This is a genomic window from Streptococcus intestinihominis (genome assembly GCF_046824975.1).
Classification (GTDB): Bacteria; Bacillota; Bacilli; order Lactobacillales; family Streptococcaceae; genus Streptococcus.
In genome coordinates this window covers 146,964-161,353 of sequence record NZ_JBKQBL010000004.1, presented here as the reverse complement: position 1 = coordinate 161,353, position 14,390 = coordinate 146,964, and the positions used below count along the sequence as shown (strand labels likewise).

General features: G+C 42.0%; 14 protein-coding genes. 11 read left to right on the top strand and 3 right to left on the bottom strand.

Annotated features, from left to right (window positions below; genetic code table 11):
- The 7 genes from ACLOR3_RS07640 to ACLOR3_RS07610 form a co-directional block, all read left to right on the top strand.
- The coding region (locus ACLOR3_RS07640; protein WP_412037113.1) for a putative sulfate exporter family transporter at positions 1 to 297 on the top strand (297 nt) is incomplete at its 5' end.
- A 16-nt stretch (positions 298 to 313) separates the two neighbouring features.
- On the top strand, positions 314 to 1,558 hold the full coding sequence (locus ACLOR3_RS07635; protein WP_048789357.1) for an FtsW/RodA/SpoVE family cell cycle protein: 1,245 nt from the start codon (positions 314 to 316) through the stop codon (positions 1,556 to 1,558).
- A 1-nt stretch (position 1,559) separates the two neighbouring features.
- Positions 1,560 to 2,117, top strand: coding sequence for a DJ-1 family glyoxalase III (locus ACLOR3_RS07630; protein WP_411399910.1), 558 nt, complete (start codon positions 1,560 to 1,562; stop codon positions 2,115 to 2,117).
- 179 nt (positions 2,118 to 2,296) lie between these two features.
- Positions 2,297 to 2,860 carry an HAD-IA family hydrolase gene (locus ACLOR3_RS07625; RefSeq protein WP_156676617.1) on the top strand — a complete coding sequence of 188 codons (564 nt, stop codon included), beginning with the start codon at positions 2,297 to 2,299 and terminating at the stop codon, positions 2,858 to 2,860.
- Positions 2,861 to 2,872: 12 nt separating this feature from the next.
- Positions 2,873 to 4,822, top strand: a complete 1,950-nt coding sequence (gyrB, locus tag ACLOR3_RS07620; protein ID WP_048789359.1) for a DNA topoisomerase (ATP-hydrolyzing) subunit B — start codon at positions 2,873 to 2,875, stop codon at positions 4,820 to 4,822.
- Between the two features lie 86 nt (positions 4,823 to 4,908).
- Positions 4,909 to 6,633: a septation ring formation regulator EzrA gene (ezrA, locus tag ACLOR3_RS07615; RefSeq protein WP_411399909.1), complete on the top strand. Its 1,725-nt coding sequence runs from the start codon at positions 4,909 to 4,911 to the stop codon at positions 6,631 to 6,633.
- 92 nt (positions 6,634 to 6,725) lie between these two features.
- Positions 6,726 to 7,844, top strand: coding sequence for a glycerate kinase (locus tag ACLOR3_RS07610; protein ID WP_411399908.1), 1,119 nt, complete (start codon positions 6,726 to 6,728; stop codon positions 7,842 to 7,844).
- Positions 7,845 to 8,167: 323 nt separating this feature from the next.
- On the opposite strand, the gene ACLOR3_RS07605 is transcribed toward ACLOR3_RS07610, so the two are convergent.
- Positions 8,168 to 8,611, bottom strand: coding sequence for a DUF1694 domain-containing protein (locus tag ACLOR3_RS07605; protein WP_195549996.1), 444 nt, complete (start codon positions 8,609 to 8,611; stop codon positions 8,168 to 8,170).
- Positions 8,612 to 8,797: 186 nt separating this feature from the next.
- On the opposite strand from ACLOR3_RS07605, the gene eno reads away from it, so the two are divergent.
- The gene (eno, locus tag ACLOR3_RS07600) at positions 8,798 to 10,102 is read left to right on the top strand and encodes a surface-displayed alpha-enolase (RefSeq protein ID WP_006597394.1); all 1,305 of its coding nucleotides are present in this window, start codon (positions 8,798 to 8,800) and stop codon (positions 10,100 to 10,102) included.
- 101 nt (positions 10,103 to 10,203) lie between these two features.
- Here eno and ACLOR3_RS07595 read toward each other — a convergent pair whose 3' ends face one another.
- Positions 10,204 to 10,389, bottom strand: coding sequence for a hypothetical protein (locus ACLOR3_RS07595; protein ID WP_411399907.1), 186 nt, complete (start codon positions 10,387 to 10,389; stop codon positions 10,204 to 10,206).
- 76 nt (positions 10,390 to 10,465) lie between these two features.
- On the bottom strand, positions 10,466 to 11,476 hold the full coding sequence (locus ACLOR3_RS07590) for a lactonase family protein (RefSeq protein WP_411399906.1): 1,011 nt from the start codon (positions 11,474 to 11,476) through the stop codon (positions 10,466 to 10,468).
- Between the two features lie 174 nt (positions 11,477 to 11,650).
- Here ACLOR3_RS07590 and ACLOR3_RS07585 point away from each other — a divergent pair, with 174 nt between their 5' ends.
- The 3 genes from ACLOR3_RS07585 to ACLOR3_RS07575 all read left to right on the top strand — a co-directional run.
- Positions 11,651 to 12,820 (top strand): AI-2E family transporter, encoded by a 1,170-nt coding sequence (locus ACLOR3_RS07585; protein ID WP_411399905.1) that lies wholly within the window; start codon positions 11,651 to 11,653, stop codon positions 12,818 to 12,820.
- The gene (locus tag ACLOR3_RS07580; protein WP_411399904.1) at positions 12,810 to 14,048 is read left to right on the top strand and encodes a tetratricopeptide repeat protein; all 1,239 of its coding nucleotides are present in this window, start codon (positions 12,810 to 12,812) and stop codon (positions 14,046 to 14,048) included. The genes ACLOR3_RS07585 and ACLOR3_RS07580 overlap by 11 nt, the downstream gene beginning before the upstream one ends.
- A 149-nt stretch (positions 14,049 to 14,197) precedes the next feature.
- Positions 14,198 to 14,390, top strand: a 193-nt coding sequence (locus ACLOR3_RS07575; protein ID WP_412037132.1) for an acetolactate decarboxylase, incomplete at its 3' end; no start/stop codon positions are given.

The following is a 14,390-nucleotide window of genomic DNA, read 5'->3' as shown; positions in this document are numbered from 1 at the left end:
TCGAAACAGGATCGAGAAGGGAAGCAAGTGAAATTGAGTAAAATTGTTCCTTGGTTTATTTTTTACTTCCTTTTGGCCTCTTTAGTGACGTCCTTTGGCTGGTTTCCAAGTTCTTGGATTCCCTTCTGTAAATGGTTGTCACAATATTTGATGGCCATGGCCTTGGTTGGCGTTGGAAGTCAAGTGTCTATTCAGGCCTTCCGTAAGCAGGGGGTGGCCCCTTTGCTCATCGGCCTTGTGGCCTGGCTAGCTGTATCCATTTCTAGTTTGCTACTTCAACACGTTTTAGGAATCTAAATGAAAGGGAGATGAAATGAAGAGACGTCAGTCTTTCAAACTTAGAGGAGATTTCTCCTTGATCACCACTGTTTTGTTATTATTGGCATTTGGAGTGGTGGCAGTCTATATTGCAGTTTCGAATGATTATCCTGACTTGGTTTGGTCAATTTTAGGCCAACAGGTTGCCTGGATTGTTTTAGGATGTATGATTAGTTTTGTCGTTATGCTCTTTAATACAGAATTTTTATGGAAAGTAACGCCTTACTTGTATGTCTTTGGCTTGGTCTTAATGGTCTTGCCCCTTTATTTTTACAACCCAAACCTGGTTGCTTCGACCGGTTCTAAAAACTGGGTGGCCTACAAGGGGATCAGCCTTTTTCAGCCATCAGAGTTTATGAAAATTTCTTATATCTTGATGGTCTCTCGTGCGATTGTTCATTTTTTACGAAACAATAGGGAAGAAAATCGGACGCTAAAAAAAGACTTTTTTCTCATTCTCCAAATTGCTGCCTATACCATACCGGTCCTAGGGCTTCTAGCCTTTCAACATGATTTTGGAACCTCCTTGGTATTTATGGCCATCTTCTCAGGAGTAGTCCTTATTTCAGGGGTCTCTTGGAAAATCATTTTACCAGTCTTTTTGACCCTCGCAGGTGGAATTGCTCTCTTTTTGGCCGTCTTTCTATCCGACGGTGGGCGGGCCTTTCTCCATCAAACTCTGGGGATGCCCACCTATCAGATGAACCGCATTTTAGCCTGGTTGAATCCTTTTGATTATGCACAAACCATGACCTTCCAACAGGCTCAGGGACAGCTGGCCATTGCCAGCGGTGGTCTATTGGGGCAAGGTTTTAATGTATCTAATCTGTTGATCCCGGTCAGGGAGAGTGATATGATTTTTACGGTCATCGCGGAAGATTTTGGATTTGTAGGAGGACTGTGCCTCCTTCTCTTATACATGTTTCTAGTTTATAAGATGTTGCGCATTACCCTGAAATCTAATAATCAATTTTACACCTATATCTCAACTGGTTTCATCATGATGCTGGTCTTCCACATATTTGAGAATATTGGGGCAGTAACGGGGATCTTGCCTCTCACTGGAATTCCCTTGCCATTTATCTCACAAGGAGGATCCGCTATTGTGAGTAACCTTATTGGGATTGGTTTATTATTATCCATGAGCCATCAAAATAGGGTGAGTGAAGAACGGAAAAAAGAAAGTCGACTATTGAGACAGAAACAATTGAGTCGACTACACGAGAAAGGAATAATTTGATATGACAAAAGTAGCGGTGATGTTAGCAAATGGTTTCGAGGAAATCGAAGCCTTGACCGTTGTCGATGTTTTGCGAAGAGCAGCAATCGAGTGTTTGATGGTTGGATTTGATCCAGAAGTGACAGGTTCCCATGGGATCACAGTGAAGGTTGATGAGGTCTGGTCCGGTTCGTTGGATCATTTTGATGGCATTGTCCTTCCAGGAGGGATGCCGGGAGCAGCAAATCTACGCGACCATGAAGGCTTGATTCAGTCTTTAAAAGAAGCCCATGAACAAGGAAAAAGTCTAGCAGCTATTTGTGCAGCTCCGATTGTCTTGGATCGAGCTGGACTACTTGATGAAAAACGCTATACCTGCTATGATGGCTTCGAAAAAGAAATTGGAACAGAGCATTATGTGAAAGAAGCAGTGGTCCAGGATGGTCACATTTTGACCAGTCGGGGTCCTGCAACAGCACTTGCTTTTTCCTATGCCCTGGTCAACCATTTTGGTGGAGATGACACAGCATTGAGAGAAGGGATGCTCTATCAAGATGTTTTTGGAACATCGGCCCCATAGTTGTCGAGAAGAAAAATGAAGGTAGGAAAATTCCTGTCTTCATTTTTTTATAGGCTAGTTTTGTCAAAATATAAATGCTTTTTGAATGAAAGTAAAACAGGTGTGAGATGACTGTAAAAAAACCGTGAAAACATTGACTTTACAAGCAATTTTTTGAAAATTATGGTATAATTGAAGCTATGGATTATCATGATTTTATATGGGATCTTGGTGGGACTTTATTGGACAATTATGAGACCTCTACAAAAGCTTTTGTAGCGACCTTACAGTATTTCCAAAGGGAGGCTGATCATGATTCCGTTTATGCAGCTTTAAAGGTTTCCACGGATTATGCTGTTCAGCAGTTTGCCTCAGACCTTCCAGACTTTTTGGGAGAGTATAAACAGCGAGAGAAAGAAGCTCTTGAAATCCCCTGCTTATTCGAGGGGACTGAGGAGTTATTGCATCGTCTGACAGCAATCGGAGCCCGTCATTTTTTGGTTTCTCACCGTGACCATCACGTAGAGACCATCCTAGAAAAAACAGGGATTCGTCATTACTTTACAGAAGTTGTGACAGCTGATGATGGTTTTCCACGTAAACCAGATCCTGCGTCCATGTTGTATCTAAAAGACAAGTATGCGATTGAGTCTGGCTTGGTGATTGGAGATCGCCCGATCGATATCGAAGCTGGTCAGAGAGCTGGCATGGCGACCTATTTGTTTGACTCAATGGATCAATTAAGTGCCTATATTTTTAATTAGAAAAGGGAAAGAATGACAGAAGAATTGAAGCAAGAAACGACTGGTCAAGAATATGATGCCAGTCAGATTCAGGTTTTAGAAGGTTTAGAAGCAGTTCGGATGCGTCCGGGGATGTATATCGGATCCACTTCTAAAGAAGGTCTTCACCATTTGGTCTGGGAAATCGTCGATAACTCAATCGATGAGGCCCTTGCAGGATTTGCTAGCCATATCGAAGTCTTTATCGAAGCGGACAATTCGATTACAGTCGTCGATGATGGACGGGGGATTCCGGTTGACATTCAAGAAAAAACAGGTCGTCCAGCGGTTGAAACTGTCTTTACCGTTCTCCATGCGGGAGGAAAATTTGGCGGTGGTGGGTACAAGGTTTCAGGTGGACTCCATGGAGTTGGATCATCCGTCGTAAATGCCTTGTCGACTCAGTTAGATGTTCATGTCCATAAGAATGGCCAAATTCATTACCAAGAATACAAACGTGGGCAAGTCGTTGCAGATCTTGAAGTGATCGGTGAAACTGATCGAACTGGTACAACCGTTCATTTTACTCCAGACCCAGAGATTTTCACAGAAACCACTGAATTTGACTTTGACAAGTTGAACAAACGGATTCAAGAATTAGCCTTCTTGAACCGTGGCTTACGGATCTCGATCACGGACAAGCGTGAAGGGCAGGAGCAAACGAAAGATTACCACTATGAGGGTGGGATTGCTAGTTATGTAGAATACATCAACGAAAACAAGGATGTCATATTTGAAACTCCGATTTATACCGATGGAGAATTGGATGATATCACGGTTGAAGTAGCCATGCAGTACACGACTGGTTATCACGAAACCGTCATGAGTTTTGCCAATAACATCCATACCCATGAAGGGGGGACTCATGAACAAGGTTTCCGTACAGCTTTGACCCGTGTTATCAACGACTATGCGCGTAAGAATAAACTTCTCAAGGACAATGAAGAAAATCTAACAGGGGAAGATGTCCGGGAAGGGTTGACAGCAGTGATTTCTGTCAAACACCCAAATCCACAGTTTGAAGGACAAACTAAGACCAAACTTGGAAACTCTGAAGTGGTGAAGATTACCAACCGCTTGTTCAGCGATGCCTTCTCTGATTTCTTGTTGGAAAATCCGCAGATTGCCAAGAAAATTGTCGAAAAGGGAATTTTGGCTGCCAAAGCGCGTGTTGCTGCTAAGCGCGCCCGTGAAGTCACCCGTAAGAAATCTGGTTTAGAAATCTCAAACCTTCCTGGTAAATTAGCAGACTGTTCATCTAACAATCCAGCTGAGACAGAACTCTTCATCGTCGAAGGAGACTCTGCCGGAGGATCTGCTAAATCAGGTCGAAACCGCGAGTTCCAGGCGATTCTCCCTATTCGAGGGAAAATCCTCAACGTGGAAAAAGCCAGCATGGATAAGATTTTAGCCAACGAAGAAATTCGTAGCCTTTTCACAGCTATGGGAACTGGTTTTGGTGCAGAATTTGATGTATCAAAAGCCCGTTATCAAAAATTAGTCATCATGACAGATGCTGATGTCGATGGAGCTCATATTCGAACCCTCCTCTTAACCTTGATCTATCGCTATATGAAACCAGTTTTGGAGGCAGGCTATGTTTACATCGCCCAACCACCAATCTATGGTGTAAAAGTCGGTAGTGAAATCAAAGAATACATCCAACCAGGAGCCAACCAAGAAGCAGAATTGGCTGAAGCCTTGGAGCGCTATTCTGAAGGTCGTTCCAAACCAACGATTCAACGATACAAAGGTTTGGGTGAGATGGATGATCATCAGCTCTGGGAAACAACGATGAACCCAGAACATCGCCTCATGGCGCGTGTGACAGTTGATGATGCAGCAGAAGCAGATAAAATCTTTGATATGCTCATGGGGGATCGAGTAGAACCTCGTCGTGAATTTATCGAAGAAAATGCCGAATATAGTACACTTGATGTATAAAATTCTGCGATATTTGCCAATTATTCGAATATTTATGATATAATAACTACGATTACTTTCAAGTAATTTAATGAAGGAGTTTTTATATGTCTCGTGGACTAATTATTCTCATTATTGTCATTGGGGTCCTCTTGGTTTTAGGATATGTAGTGGCAGTCTTATTGAGAAAGCGTAACGAAGCCTTACTGGCATCTCTGGAAGAACGAAAAGAACAGTTGTATAACCTTCCGGTAAATGATGAAGTAGAAGAAGTGAAGAATATGCATTTGATTGGTCAAAGTCAAGTTGCATTTCGTGAATGGAATCAAAAATGGGTGGACCTATCCCTCAATTCTTTTGCTGATATCGAGAACAACCTCTTTGAAGCAGAAGGCTACAACAATTCTTTCCGCTTTTTAAAAGCCAAGCAAGCAATTGGAAATATTGAGAGTCAGGTTCAATTGATCGATGAAGATATCAAGGCCATCCGTCAAGCTTTATCTGAATTAAAAGAAAAAGAAGAAAAGAATAGCGGTCGGGTTGTTCATGCCTTGGATATGTTTGAAAACTTGCAAAAACAAGTAGCTTCTGATCCAGACGCATACGGCCCAGCACTTCCCGAAATCGAGAAGCAAGCTGAAAATATTCAAGTTGAGTTTTCAAAATTTGTAACCTTGAATTCATCAGGTGACCCTGTTGAAGCTGCAGAAATTTTGGATACAGCTGAAAACCACATTGTAGCCTTGACGCATATTGTTGAAAAAGTTCCTGCAATTGTGAAGGATGTACAAACAACTCTTCCTGATCAATTGGAAGATTTGGAAGCTGGTCATCGCAAACTTTTGGAATCTGGTTATCATTTTACAGAGACTGATTTGGAAGCACGGTTCCAACAATTGCATGCAGCTTTGAAAGCCAACCTACAAAATGTTGCTGCTCTTGAATTAGATAATGCGCTCTATGAAAATGAGCAGATTCAAGAAGAAATCAACGCCTTGTATGATATTTTCACTCGTGAAATTGAATCACACAAAGTTGTTGAAAAATTGGTCAAAGCCTTACCAGGTTACCTTGCTCATGCGAAGGAAAATAACAAGCGTTTAGCAGAAGAAGTTGAACGTCTCAGCAAAACATTTGAAAGCAAAGAACTTAAGGAAAATCATTTGAAGGAGTTAGAAGCTGAATTAACAGCTCAAGAGCTCGTTGTAGAAGATGCCTTGAAGGATACATCTGAAACTCAAAAAGCCTACTCTATCCTTCAAGAAGAGTTAGAAGCGATTGAAGAACGTCTGAAAGAGATTGAAGATGATCAAATTGCTTTGAGCGAAACCTTGTCTAAGATTGAGAAAGACGACACAAATGCTCGTCAAAAGGTAAATATCTACGCCAACCGTTTACATGCCATTAAGCGTTACATGGATAAGCGTAACTTACCTGGAATCCCTCAATCCTTCCTTACTATCTTCTTCACTGCAAGTGATAACACAGAAGCTCTCTTGGCTGAGTTAGAAGGTCGTCGTGTCAATATCGAAAACGCCAACCGTCTCCTGGATATTTTGACCAACGATATGACAGAGTTAGAGGAAGAAACATACAAATTAGTACAATATGCTACTCTAACAGAGCAGTTGCTTCAATACTCAAATCGCTATCGTTCATTCGACGATCATGTCCAAGCAGCTTTTGATGAAGCCTTGTACATCTTTGAAAAAGAGTATGACTATCCTGCTTCATTCAAAGTCATTTCAGAAGCATTGGAAACAGTTGAACCAGGAGTAACAGAGAGATTTGTTACCTCATTTGAAAAAACAAGAGAATCCATCCGATTCTAATCTAAAACATCCAGGAGAATATTCCTGGATGTTTTTTTATGGAAATGAAGCTGTGATGGGAAAGGGAAGGATAGAAAAAAGGAGATGAGTCCATGAAAGTTTTAATTGCTCCAGATTCATTCAAAGAAAGCTTACCTGCGAAAGATGTAGCAGAAATGATTGCAGAAGGCTTGCGTCAGTCTCTCCTCGATGTAGAACCGGTCACCTGTCCTGTTGGAGATGGTGGGGAAGGGACAGTGGATGCCATCAGCTACTCATTGGGATTGAAGGAAACTTTTACCCTTGTCACAGGTCCATTTGGAGAGCCAGTAGAAATGCGGTATATGGAGAAGGACTCTTTGGCTCTCTTTGAAGTAGCCGACTTGATCGGTTTAGGAAAAATTCCAGTTGATCAACGCCGTCCACTTGACCTAGAGACCCGAGGAATTGGTGAACTGATTTGTTTTTTAATCAAACAGGGGAAAAAGGAGATTTATATCGGGGTTGGAGGAACAGCGACCAATGATGGGGGCCTTGGACTTGCAGCAGGTCTAGGCTACCAATTCTATGATCGAGAAGGAAGAGAATTAAAGGCCTGTGGACAAAGTCTTTTAGAATGGGATTCCATCCGTAAAGAGGAAACGTTCAAGATCCCAGATGATGTCCAGATACAGATCTTAGCAGATGTTTCCAATCCCTTATGTGGACTAGATGGTGCGACCTATATTTTTGGAAAACAAAAGGGGCTCAGTACCAATATGTTTGAGCAAGTGGATCAAGCTATTTACAGCTTTTACGAAAAGCACTGTCCAAGTATTTTGACTCAAGCAGGGATGGGTGCTGGTGGAGGTCTTGCTGCGGGTCTTTGTGCCTTCGCGCAAGCGAGACTAGTATCAGGGATCGATAGCTGTTTAGATCTGATCGACTTTGACTCCAAAGTAGCCAACGCAGACTTGGTTATTGTCGGTGAGGGGCGACTGGATCATCAGAGTCTATCCGGAAAAGCTCCGATAGGGGTTGCGAGACGAACCCCAAAAGGAATCCCAGTAATAGCCATTTGTGGTAGTCTTGCAGATGATTTACCAAGTCTCCCATTTGAAAATATAGTCGGTGCCTTTTCTATTACGAAACATCCCGATAGTTTAGAGCAACTTCTGAACGATGTGAGGGAAAATCTTCTCTTTACAGCTAGAAATATCGGAAATATATTAAGCATAGAAAAAAGCGGTTAAACCGCTTCAAATTGAAGATAAAGTCTTCAGAAAAACTTTCCTTAGGTGAGTACGGACGTCAGCGAACTTTTTCAAAGTTCCATGACTAATTATTGAGCCTAAGGTCTCAATAATTCCGAATGCCTGGAACAATTATGTTTCAGGCATTTTTCTCACAGCGGAAAGTTTTTGATCTTCGTAAATAACTAAAAATTAAAAGTCATTTTTGATAATCATCTAACTGTTTTATGTAAAACAATAGCTTGTCTACATACTCAAGCGGTTAAACCGCTTTTTTCCATCTAATGTTTAATACTAATAAAATGTCTAAGGGACAGCTCTGATTAACCAAACCATTTTTTCCAAAGAGAAGGTTTGGTCGGTTTCTTTTCTTCCTCCCAGAGATCCGCAAAAGCAGAACGAAGGTCCTTGTCAGTAGTGGTCATTGGTGCATCTGTATGAATCACGAGCCCAAAAGGAGAGGAGTCGTGTTCCTCCGAAACAATTGTAGCCTGGCAACCAAATTCTTTTGCTTGTTTTAGATAGCTCAACTGGACGCTAGAATCAACATTTGGAGAAATCTTTACAAAGAGAGGGTTAGCTTGTTCATTCAAGCTTTTCAGCACCTTCAAAAAGCCCTTCTGAAGCTGAGGACTATTGCTTGTTTTTAAATCGGCATATCCTAGAACGCGCTCTTCAAACGTACCTAGAAAGCGACGTTGTTCATCAGGATTTAATTTTAGGCCACCGTTAGCCTTTTCCATAATTTCTTTAGATAGATCAGTCATAAGAATAGTATATCATACTTTAGGTTGAAAATGCCAAACGAATAAAGGCTGATCTAAACAAAAAGAAAGCGATTTCTTGATAAAGTTAAGGAAAATCTGCACAAAGATAACGTTTTTTCTTGAAAAACGCGTATTTTTAAGGTATCATAGAGGTGTAAAAAATTTAAACTCAAAGGAGAGTAAGAAATGTCAATTATTACTGATGTTTACGCTCGCGAAGTCCTAGACTCACGCGGTAACCCAACACTTGAAGTAGAAGTTTATACTGAATCAGGTGCTTTCGGACGTGGTATGGTTCCATCTGGAGCTTCTACTGGTGAACACGAAGCAGTTGAACTTCGCGACGGTGACAAATCTCGTTACGGTGGTCTTGGAACTCAAAAAGCTGTTGACAATGTAAACAACATCATTGCTGAAGCAATCATTGGTTACGATGTTCGTGATCAACAAGCTATTGACCGTGCAATGATCGCTCTTGACGGTACTCCTAACAAAGGTAAATTGGGTGCGAACGCAATACTTGGTGTGTCTATCGCTGTAGCTCGTGCTGCTGCTGACTACCTTGAAATCCCACTTTACAGCTACCTTGGTGGATTCAACACTAAAGTTCTTCCAACTCCAATGATGAACATCATCAACGGTGGTTCTCACTCAGATGCTCCAATCGCTTTCCAAGAGTTTATGATCTTGCCAGTTGGTGCACCTACATTTAAAGAAGCTCTTCGTTACGGTGCTGAAATCTTCCACGCTCTTAAGAAAATCCTTAAATCACGTGGTTTGGAAACTGCCGTAGGTGACGAAGGTGGATTCGCTCCTCGTTTCGAAGGAACTGAAGATGGTGTTGAAACTATCCTTGCTGCGATCGAAGCTGCTGGATATGTACCAGGTAAAGACGTATTCATCGGATTTGACTGTGCATCATCAGAATTCTACGATAAAGAACGTAAAGTCTACGACTACACTAAATTCGAAGGTGAAGGCGCTGCTGTTCGTACATCTGCAGAACAAATCGACTACCTTGAAGAATTGGTTAACAAATACCCAATCATCACTATCGAAGATGGTATGGATGAAAACGACTGGGAAGGTTGGAAAGCTCTTACTGAACGTCTTGGTAAGAAAGTTCAATTGGTTGGTGACGACTTCTTCGTAACTAACACTGACTACCTTGCACGTGGTATCCAAGAAGGTGCTGCTAACTCAATCCTTATCAAAGTTAACCAAATCGGTACTCTTACTGAAACTTTCGAAGCTATCGAAATGGCTAAAGAAGCTGGTTACACTGCTGTTGTATCACACCGTTCAGGTGAAACTGAAGATTCAACAATCGCTGACATCGCAGTTGCAACAAACGCAGGACAAATCAAGACTGGTTCACTTTCACGTACTGACCGTATCGCTAAATACAACCAATTGCTTCGTATCGAAGACCAACTTGGTGAAGTAGCTGAATACCGTGGATTGAAATCATTCTACAACTTGAAAAAATAATCTAGTTAACGAGATACAAAAGATCCTTGAGTTTTCTCAAGGATTTTTTTGTTATCGAGCCAAAAAAAAATCCTCAACTAACTAGTTGAGGAATCGTTTTATTAGAACAAGCCTTTGATTTTATCAACAGCACCGCTTACTAGATCATTTCCAGTAACAAGAGCTTTCGCTTGTTCTAGGTAGTCACCAAGGTTATCCTTGTTGTCATCGATGAATTTTTTAGCAGCATCGAAATCTTTCTTTTCGATCATTTCTTTGACTTGGTTAAACAAATCCATTGGGTTCATGAGTTTTCTCCTATAAACTATTTATTAATATCACTATTTAATCATTTTTCAACCAAACTAGCAAGCGTTTTGATTCTTAGTTGAAGAGGACGCAAACCGCCTCTGGTACGTAAAAATCATGGCTCAATTCAGTCAATCTACCACTTGTCTTGTCGCGTTTAAAAACAGTAGCATTGTCTGAGTCTTGATGGACTGCAATGAGGTATTCTTGGTCTGGGCTAAGAATGAAATCGCGTGGATTGAGTCCATTGGTTGGAACGATTTCAAGAAGCACTAGGCTACCATCTGCCAAGATTTCATAGACTGCAATGGAATTATGGGCCCGATTAGAGGCATAGAGGAATTTCCCATCCTCGGAAAGGCGAATAGCAGCAGCCCATTTTTGACCTTCATAATCTTCTGGTAGGGTGGAGATGGTTTGGAAATGTTCAAAGTAGCCAAGTCCATCATAGAAAAGGACATCGATGGTGGCATTTAATTCATTAATCAGGTAGGCCGTCTTATAATGAGAATGGAAAATGATGTGACGCGGACCAGCACCTGGAGCTGTTTGGTAGGTTTGTGCTTCCGTAAGATTCCCTAGATCATCGACTTGGTAGACCACGACTTGATCAGTTCCCAAATCACAAGTGATGAGCAGTTTATCAGGAGTGAGATCTGCATAGTGAACATGGGGGCTGGCTTGGTTTTCGTGAGGTCCAGAACCCTGATGAGTCGCTTGATCGACAAAGGTCAAATGCCCATCCTCATGGATGCGATAAGAGAGGACTTGTCCCTTGTGATAGTTAGCTCCATAGACCAATCCACGCGCTTCATCAACAGAGACATAACAAAGGGGGGCTCCTTCATCGACGACGTGATTAATCAACTGGTGGTCAGGGTTAAAGCTCGCAATGCCACCAAGACCCTCTTCGGCTCCCACACTGTATAAGAAACCAGCTTTTGAAAAAGCGAGATAGGTTGGATTTGGCTCTTGAGCAACTAGTTGTAAGTCGCTAAGCTGACCAGTTCTTTCATCGAAGGAAGCTTTGTAAATTCCTTTGGAGTCGCGTTTGGTATAGGTTCCGAAATAAATATCTTGCATCACATGCACCTCGACTTTGTTGATAGCTCCATTATATCAGAAAAGAAGGGGATGGAAAACGATTAGGTGAAGGATTGACAAGTTAAGAATTAAAAACTAGCTCACATTCAGCTATATCGTGAAATTATAGACTAAAAATGCTAAAATAAAAACAGATTGAAAACGAAGGAGATTCCTGTGGAACATAAAGAAAAAGATTTTAGTTTATCCTGGTTTTTTAAATGGTTTGTTGATAATAAGGCCATTACTGTTTTCCTAGTAGCCTTGCTGATAGGATTGAATATTTTAGTTCTGAGCAAGATTAGTTTTATTTTTACACCCCTGTTAGAGTTTGGAGCAGCGGTCATGCTGCCTGTCATTATTTCAGGGCTCCTCTATTATTTGTTAAATCCAATTGTCGACTTTTTGGAAAGGCACCGGGTTAAGCGGATTATTGCGATTTCCATCGTCTTCATCTTGATTGCCCTTCTCATTTTATGGGGCTTGGCCGTCGCTATTCCAGCCATTCAGCGTCAGGTGCTCAGTTTTATGAAGAATCTGCCAGATTACTTGGAAAAGGCCAATATGACCATTGATGATTTCTTAGACAACAAAGTGTCGCCAGAAATCAAGCCTCAACTGGATGAATGGACCAGCCAGTTGTCAGAGAATATTACTAGCTGGGCGAGTTCCTTTTCTGCCCGTGCAGTCAACTGGGTCAGCAATCTGATTGCAGTCGCCTCTCAGGTCATTATTGCTCTGATTATTATGCCTTTCATCGTCTTCTACCTCTTGAGAGATGGAAAGAACCTGAAAGGGCAGATCATCCGCTTCTTACCAACCAAGATTCGTGAATCAGCAGGCAAGGTGCTGTCTGATGTCAATACACAATTGGCCAATTATGTCAGAGGTCAGATTACAGTGGCTATTGTAGTGGCTCTTATGTTCATTGTCTTCTTTAAAATCATCGGTTTACGCTATGCAGTGACTTTAGGAGTGACGGCGGGATTCTTAAATCTGGTTCCTTATCTAGGAAGCTTTCTGGCCATGCTCCCAGCCTTAGTTTTAGGCTTGGTAGCGGGACCAGAGATGTTTGTCAAAGTCGTTATTGTCTTTATTGTTGAGCAAACCATTGAGGGACGTTTCGTTTCCCCACTTGTCTTGGGTAGTCAGCTCAATATCCACCCGATCACGATTCTGTTTGTATTGATTACTTCTGGCTCTATGTTTGGAATCTGGGGAGTCTTCTTGGGAATCCCAGTTTACGCTTCAGCTAAAGTTGTCATCAGTGCTCTATTTGAGTGGTACAAAGATGTCAGTGGCTTGTACGAAAAGGACGAAATTGAGGAAATTCAACGTGAAGAATAGTCAAAAAATTCTAGAAGCAATTGAGAAGCAAGAGCTAGATCGCTTGCCGGCTTATTTGGAAAAGGCTTTGCTAGAAGACGATCCAGCAACCTTGTTAGAATTGGGCCAGTATTTTGAAAGTATTGGTTTTTATCCTGAAGCCAAGCAAACCTACTTGCATCTAAGAGATGATTATCCAGAGGTCTATCTGAGTCTAGCGACCATTGTAGCCGAGGATGGTCTAATGGAAGAAGCCTTTGCTTATTTGGAAGAAATCCCTGAAAGTTCGGAATGGTATTTAGCCAGTCTCCTAGTCAAGGCGGACCTCTACCAAAGTGAGGGGCTTGCTGATGTGGCTCGGGAAAAGCTGATGGAAGCAGCGACTCTTTCAGATGATCCGATCATTCGGCTTGGCTTGGCAGAGATTGATCTGGAACTCGAAAATTACCAAGAAGCCATTCAAGAGTATGCTCAGTTAGACAACCGTCTCATTTTAGAAGAAACAGGCATTTCCACTTATCAGCGGATCGGCTATGCCTATGCGAATCTAGGTCGGTTTGAGGCTGCCATTGAGTTTTTAGAAAAGGCCTTGGAAATCGAGTTTGATGACCAGATTGCCTATGAATTGGCAACCCTTCTCTATGACCGAGAAGAGTATCAACGGGCTCTAATCTACTTCAAGCAGATCGATACATTGTCACCAGACTTTGAAGGGTATGAATACGGCTATGCCTTGGCTCTACAAGCTGAGAATGACCGAGAAACAGCGCTAGCGATAGCAGAGCAAGGGATCCAAAAGAATCCTTTCGACGCCTACCTCCTCCTTCTAGCTTCCCAGTTGGCCTACGAGTTGCACCAGCCAGAAAAGGCGGAAAACTATCTGTTAGAAGCCAAAGAAGTGGCTGAGGATCTCGAAGATATCGCCCTTCGCCTAACAACCCTTTATTTGGAACAGGAACGCTATGAAGACGTCCTTGAATGGCAGGATGTGGAAGTGGAGAATGTGGTCACCCGCTGGAATATCGCTCGTGCCTTGGTAGCACTCGAAGAGGTTGAAAAAGCAGATCCAATCTATGAAGAGCTCTACCCAGATTTGAAAGAAAATCCAGAGTTCTTAGAAAGCTATAGCTACCTCTTGAGAGAGTTGGGTGATATTGCAAAAGCTCGGGAAGTGGCAGAAGGCTATTTGCAGCTAGTGCCAGATGATGGGCAAATGCAAGCTTTCTATGAGAGTCTGCTAGAAGAATAAGAGTTTGGCTCTTGTGGGAGTGGGACTAGGAACAGGTATGTATCATTGTTCTGGCCCGCTCTTTTTTAATCAGTCTTTCTGTTATTGTCCTTGATAATATGGTATACTGGAAGGGCTAAAAAGAAGACAAGATGAATGAGGGAGAAAAAATGGAACCGGTGAAATTGTTTCAATACAATACCTTGGGGGCTTTGATGGCAGGTCTCTATGGGGGATCCTTTACCATTAAAGAATTACTGGAGCATGGAGATTTAGGAATTGGGACCTTGGACTCAATCGATGGCGAATTGATTGTCTTAGATGGTAAGGCTTATCAAGCAAAGGGGTCAGGAGAGGAACCAG

Coding starts and splice junctions, on each gene's coding strand:
- ACLOR3_RS07635 (WP_048789357.1), top strand. CDS start 314: ATGAAGAGACGTCAGTCTTTCAAACTTAGAGGAGATTTCTCCTTGATC.
- ACLOR3_RS07630 (WP_411399910.1), top strand. CDS start 1,560: ATGACAAAAGTAGCGGTGATGTTAGCAAATGGTTTCGAGGAAATCGAA.
- ACLOR3_RS07625 (WP_156676617.1), top strand. CDS start 2,297: ATGGATTATCATGATTTTATATGGGATCTTGGTGGGACTTTATTGGAC.
- gyrB (WP_048789359.1), top strand. CDS start 2,873: ATGACAGAAGAATTGAAGCAAGAAACGACTGGTCAAGAATATGATGCC.
- ezrA (WP_411399909.1), top strand. CDS start 4,909: ATGTCTCGTGGACTAATTATTCTCATTATTGTCATTGGGGTCCTCTTG.
- ACLOR3_RS07610 (WP_411399908.1), top strand. CDS start 6,726: ATGAAAGTTTTAATTGCTCCAGATTCATTCAAAGAAAGCTTACCTGCG.
- ACLOR3_RS07605 (WP_195549996.1), bottom strand. CDS start 8,611: ATGACTGATCTATCTAAAGAAATTATGGAAAAGGCTAACGGTGGCCTA.
- eno (WP_006597394.1), top strand. CDS start 8,798: ATGTCAATTATTACTGATGTTTACGCTCGCGAAGTCCTAGACTCACGC.
- ACLOR3_RS07595 (WP_411399907.1), bottom strand. CDS start 10,389: ATGAACCCAATGGATTTGTTTAACCAAGTCAAAGAAATGATCGAAAAG.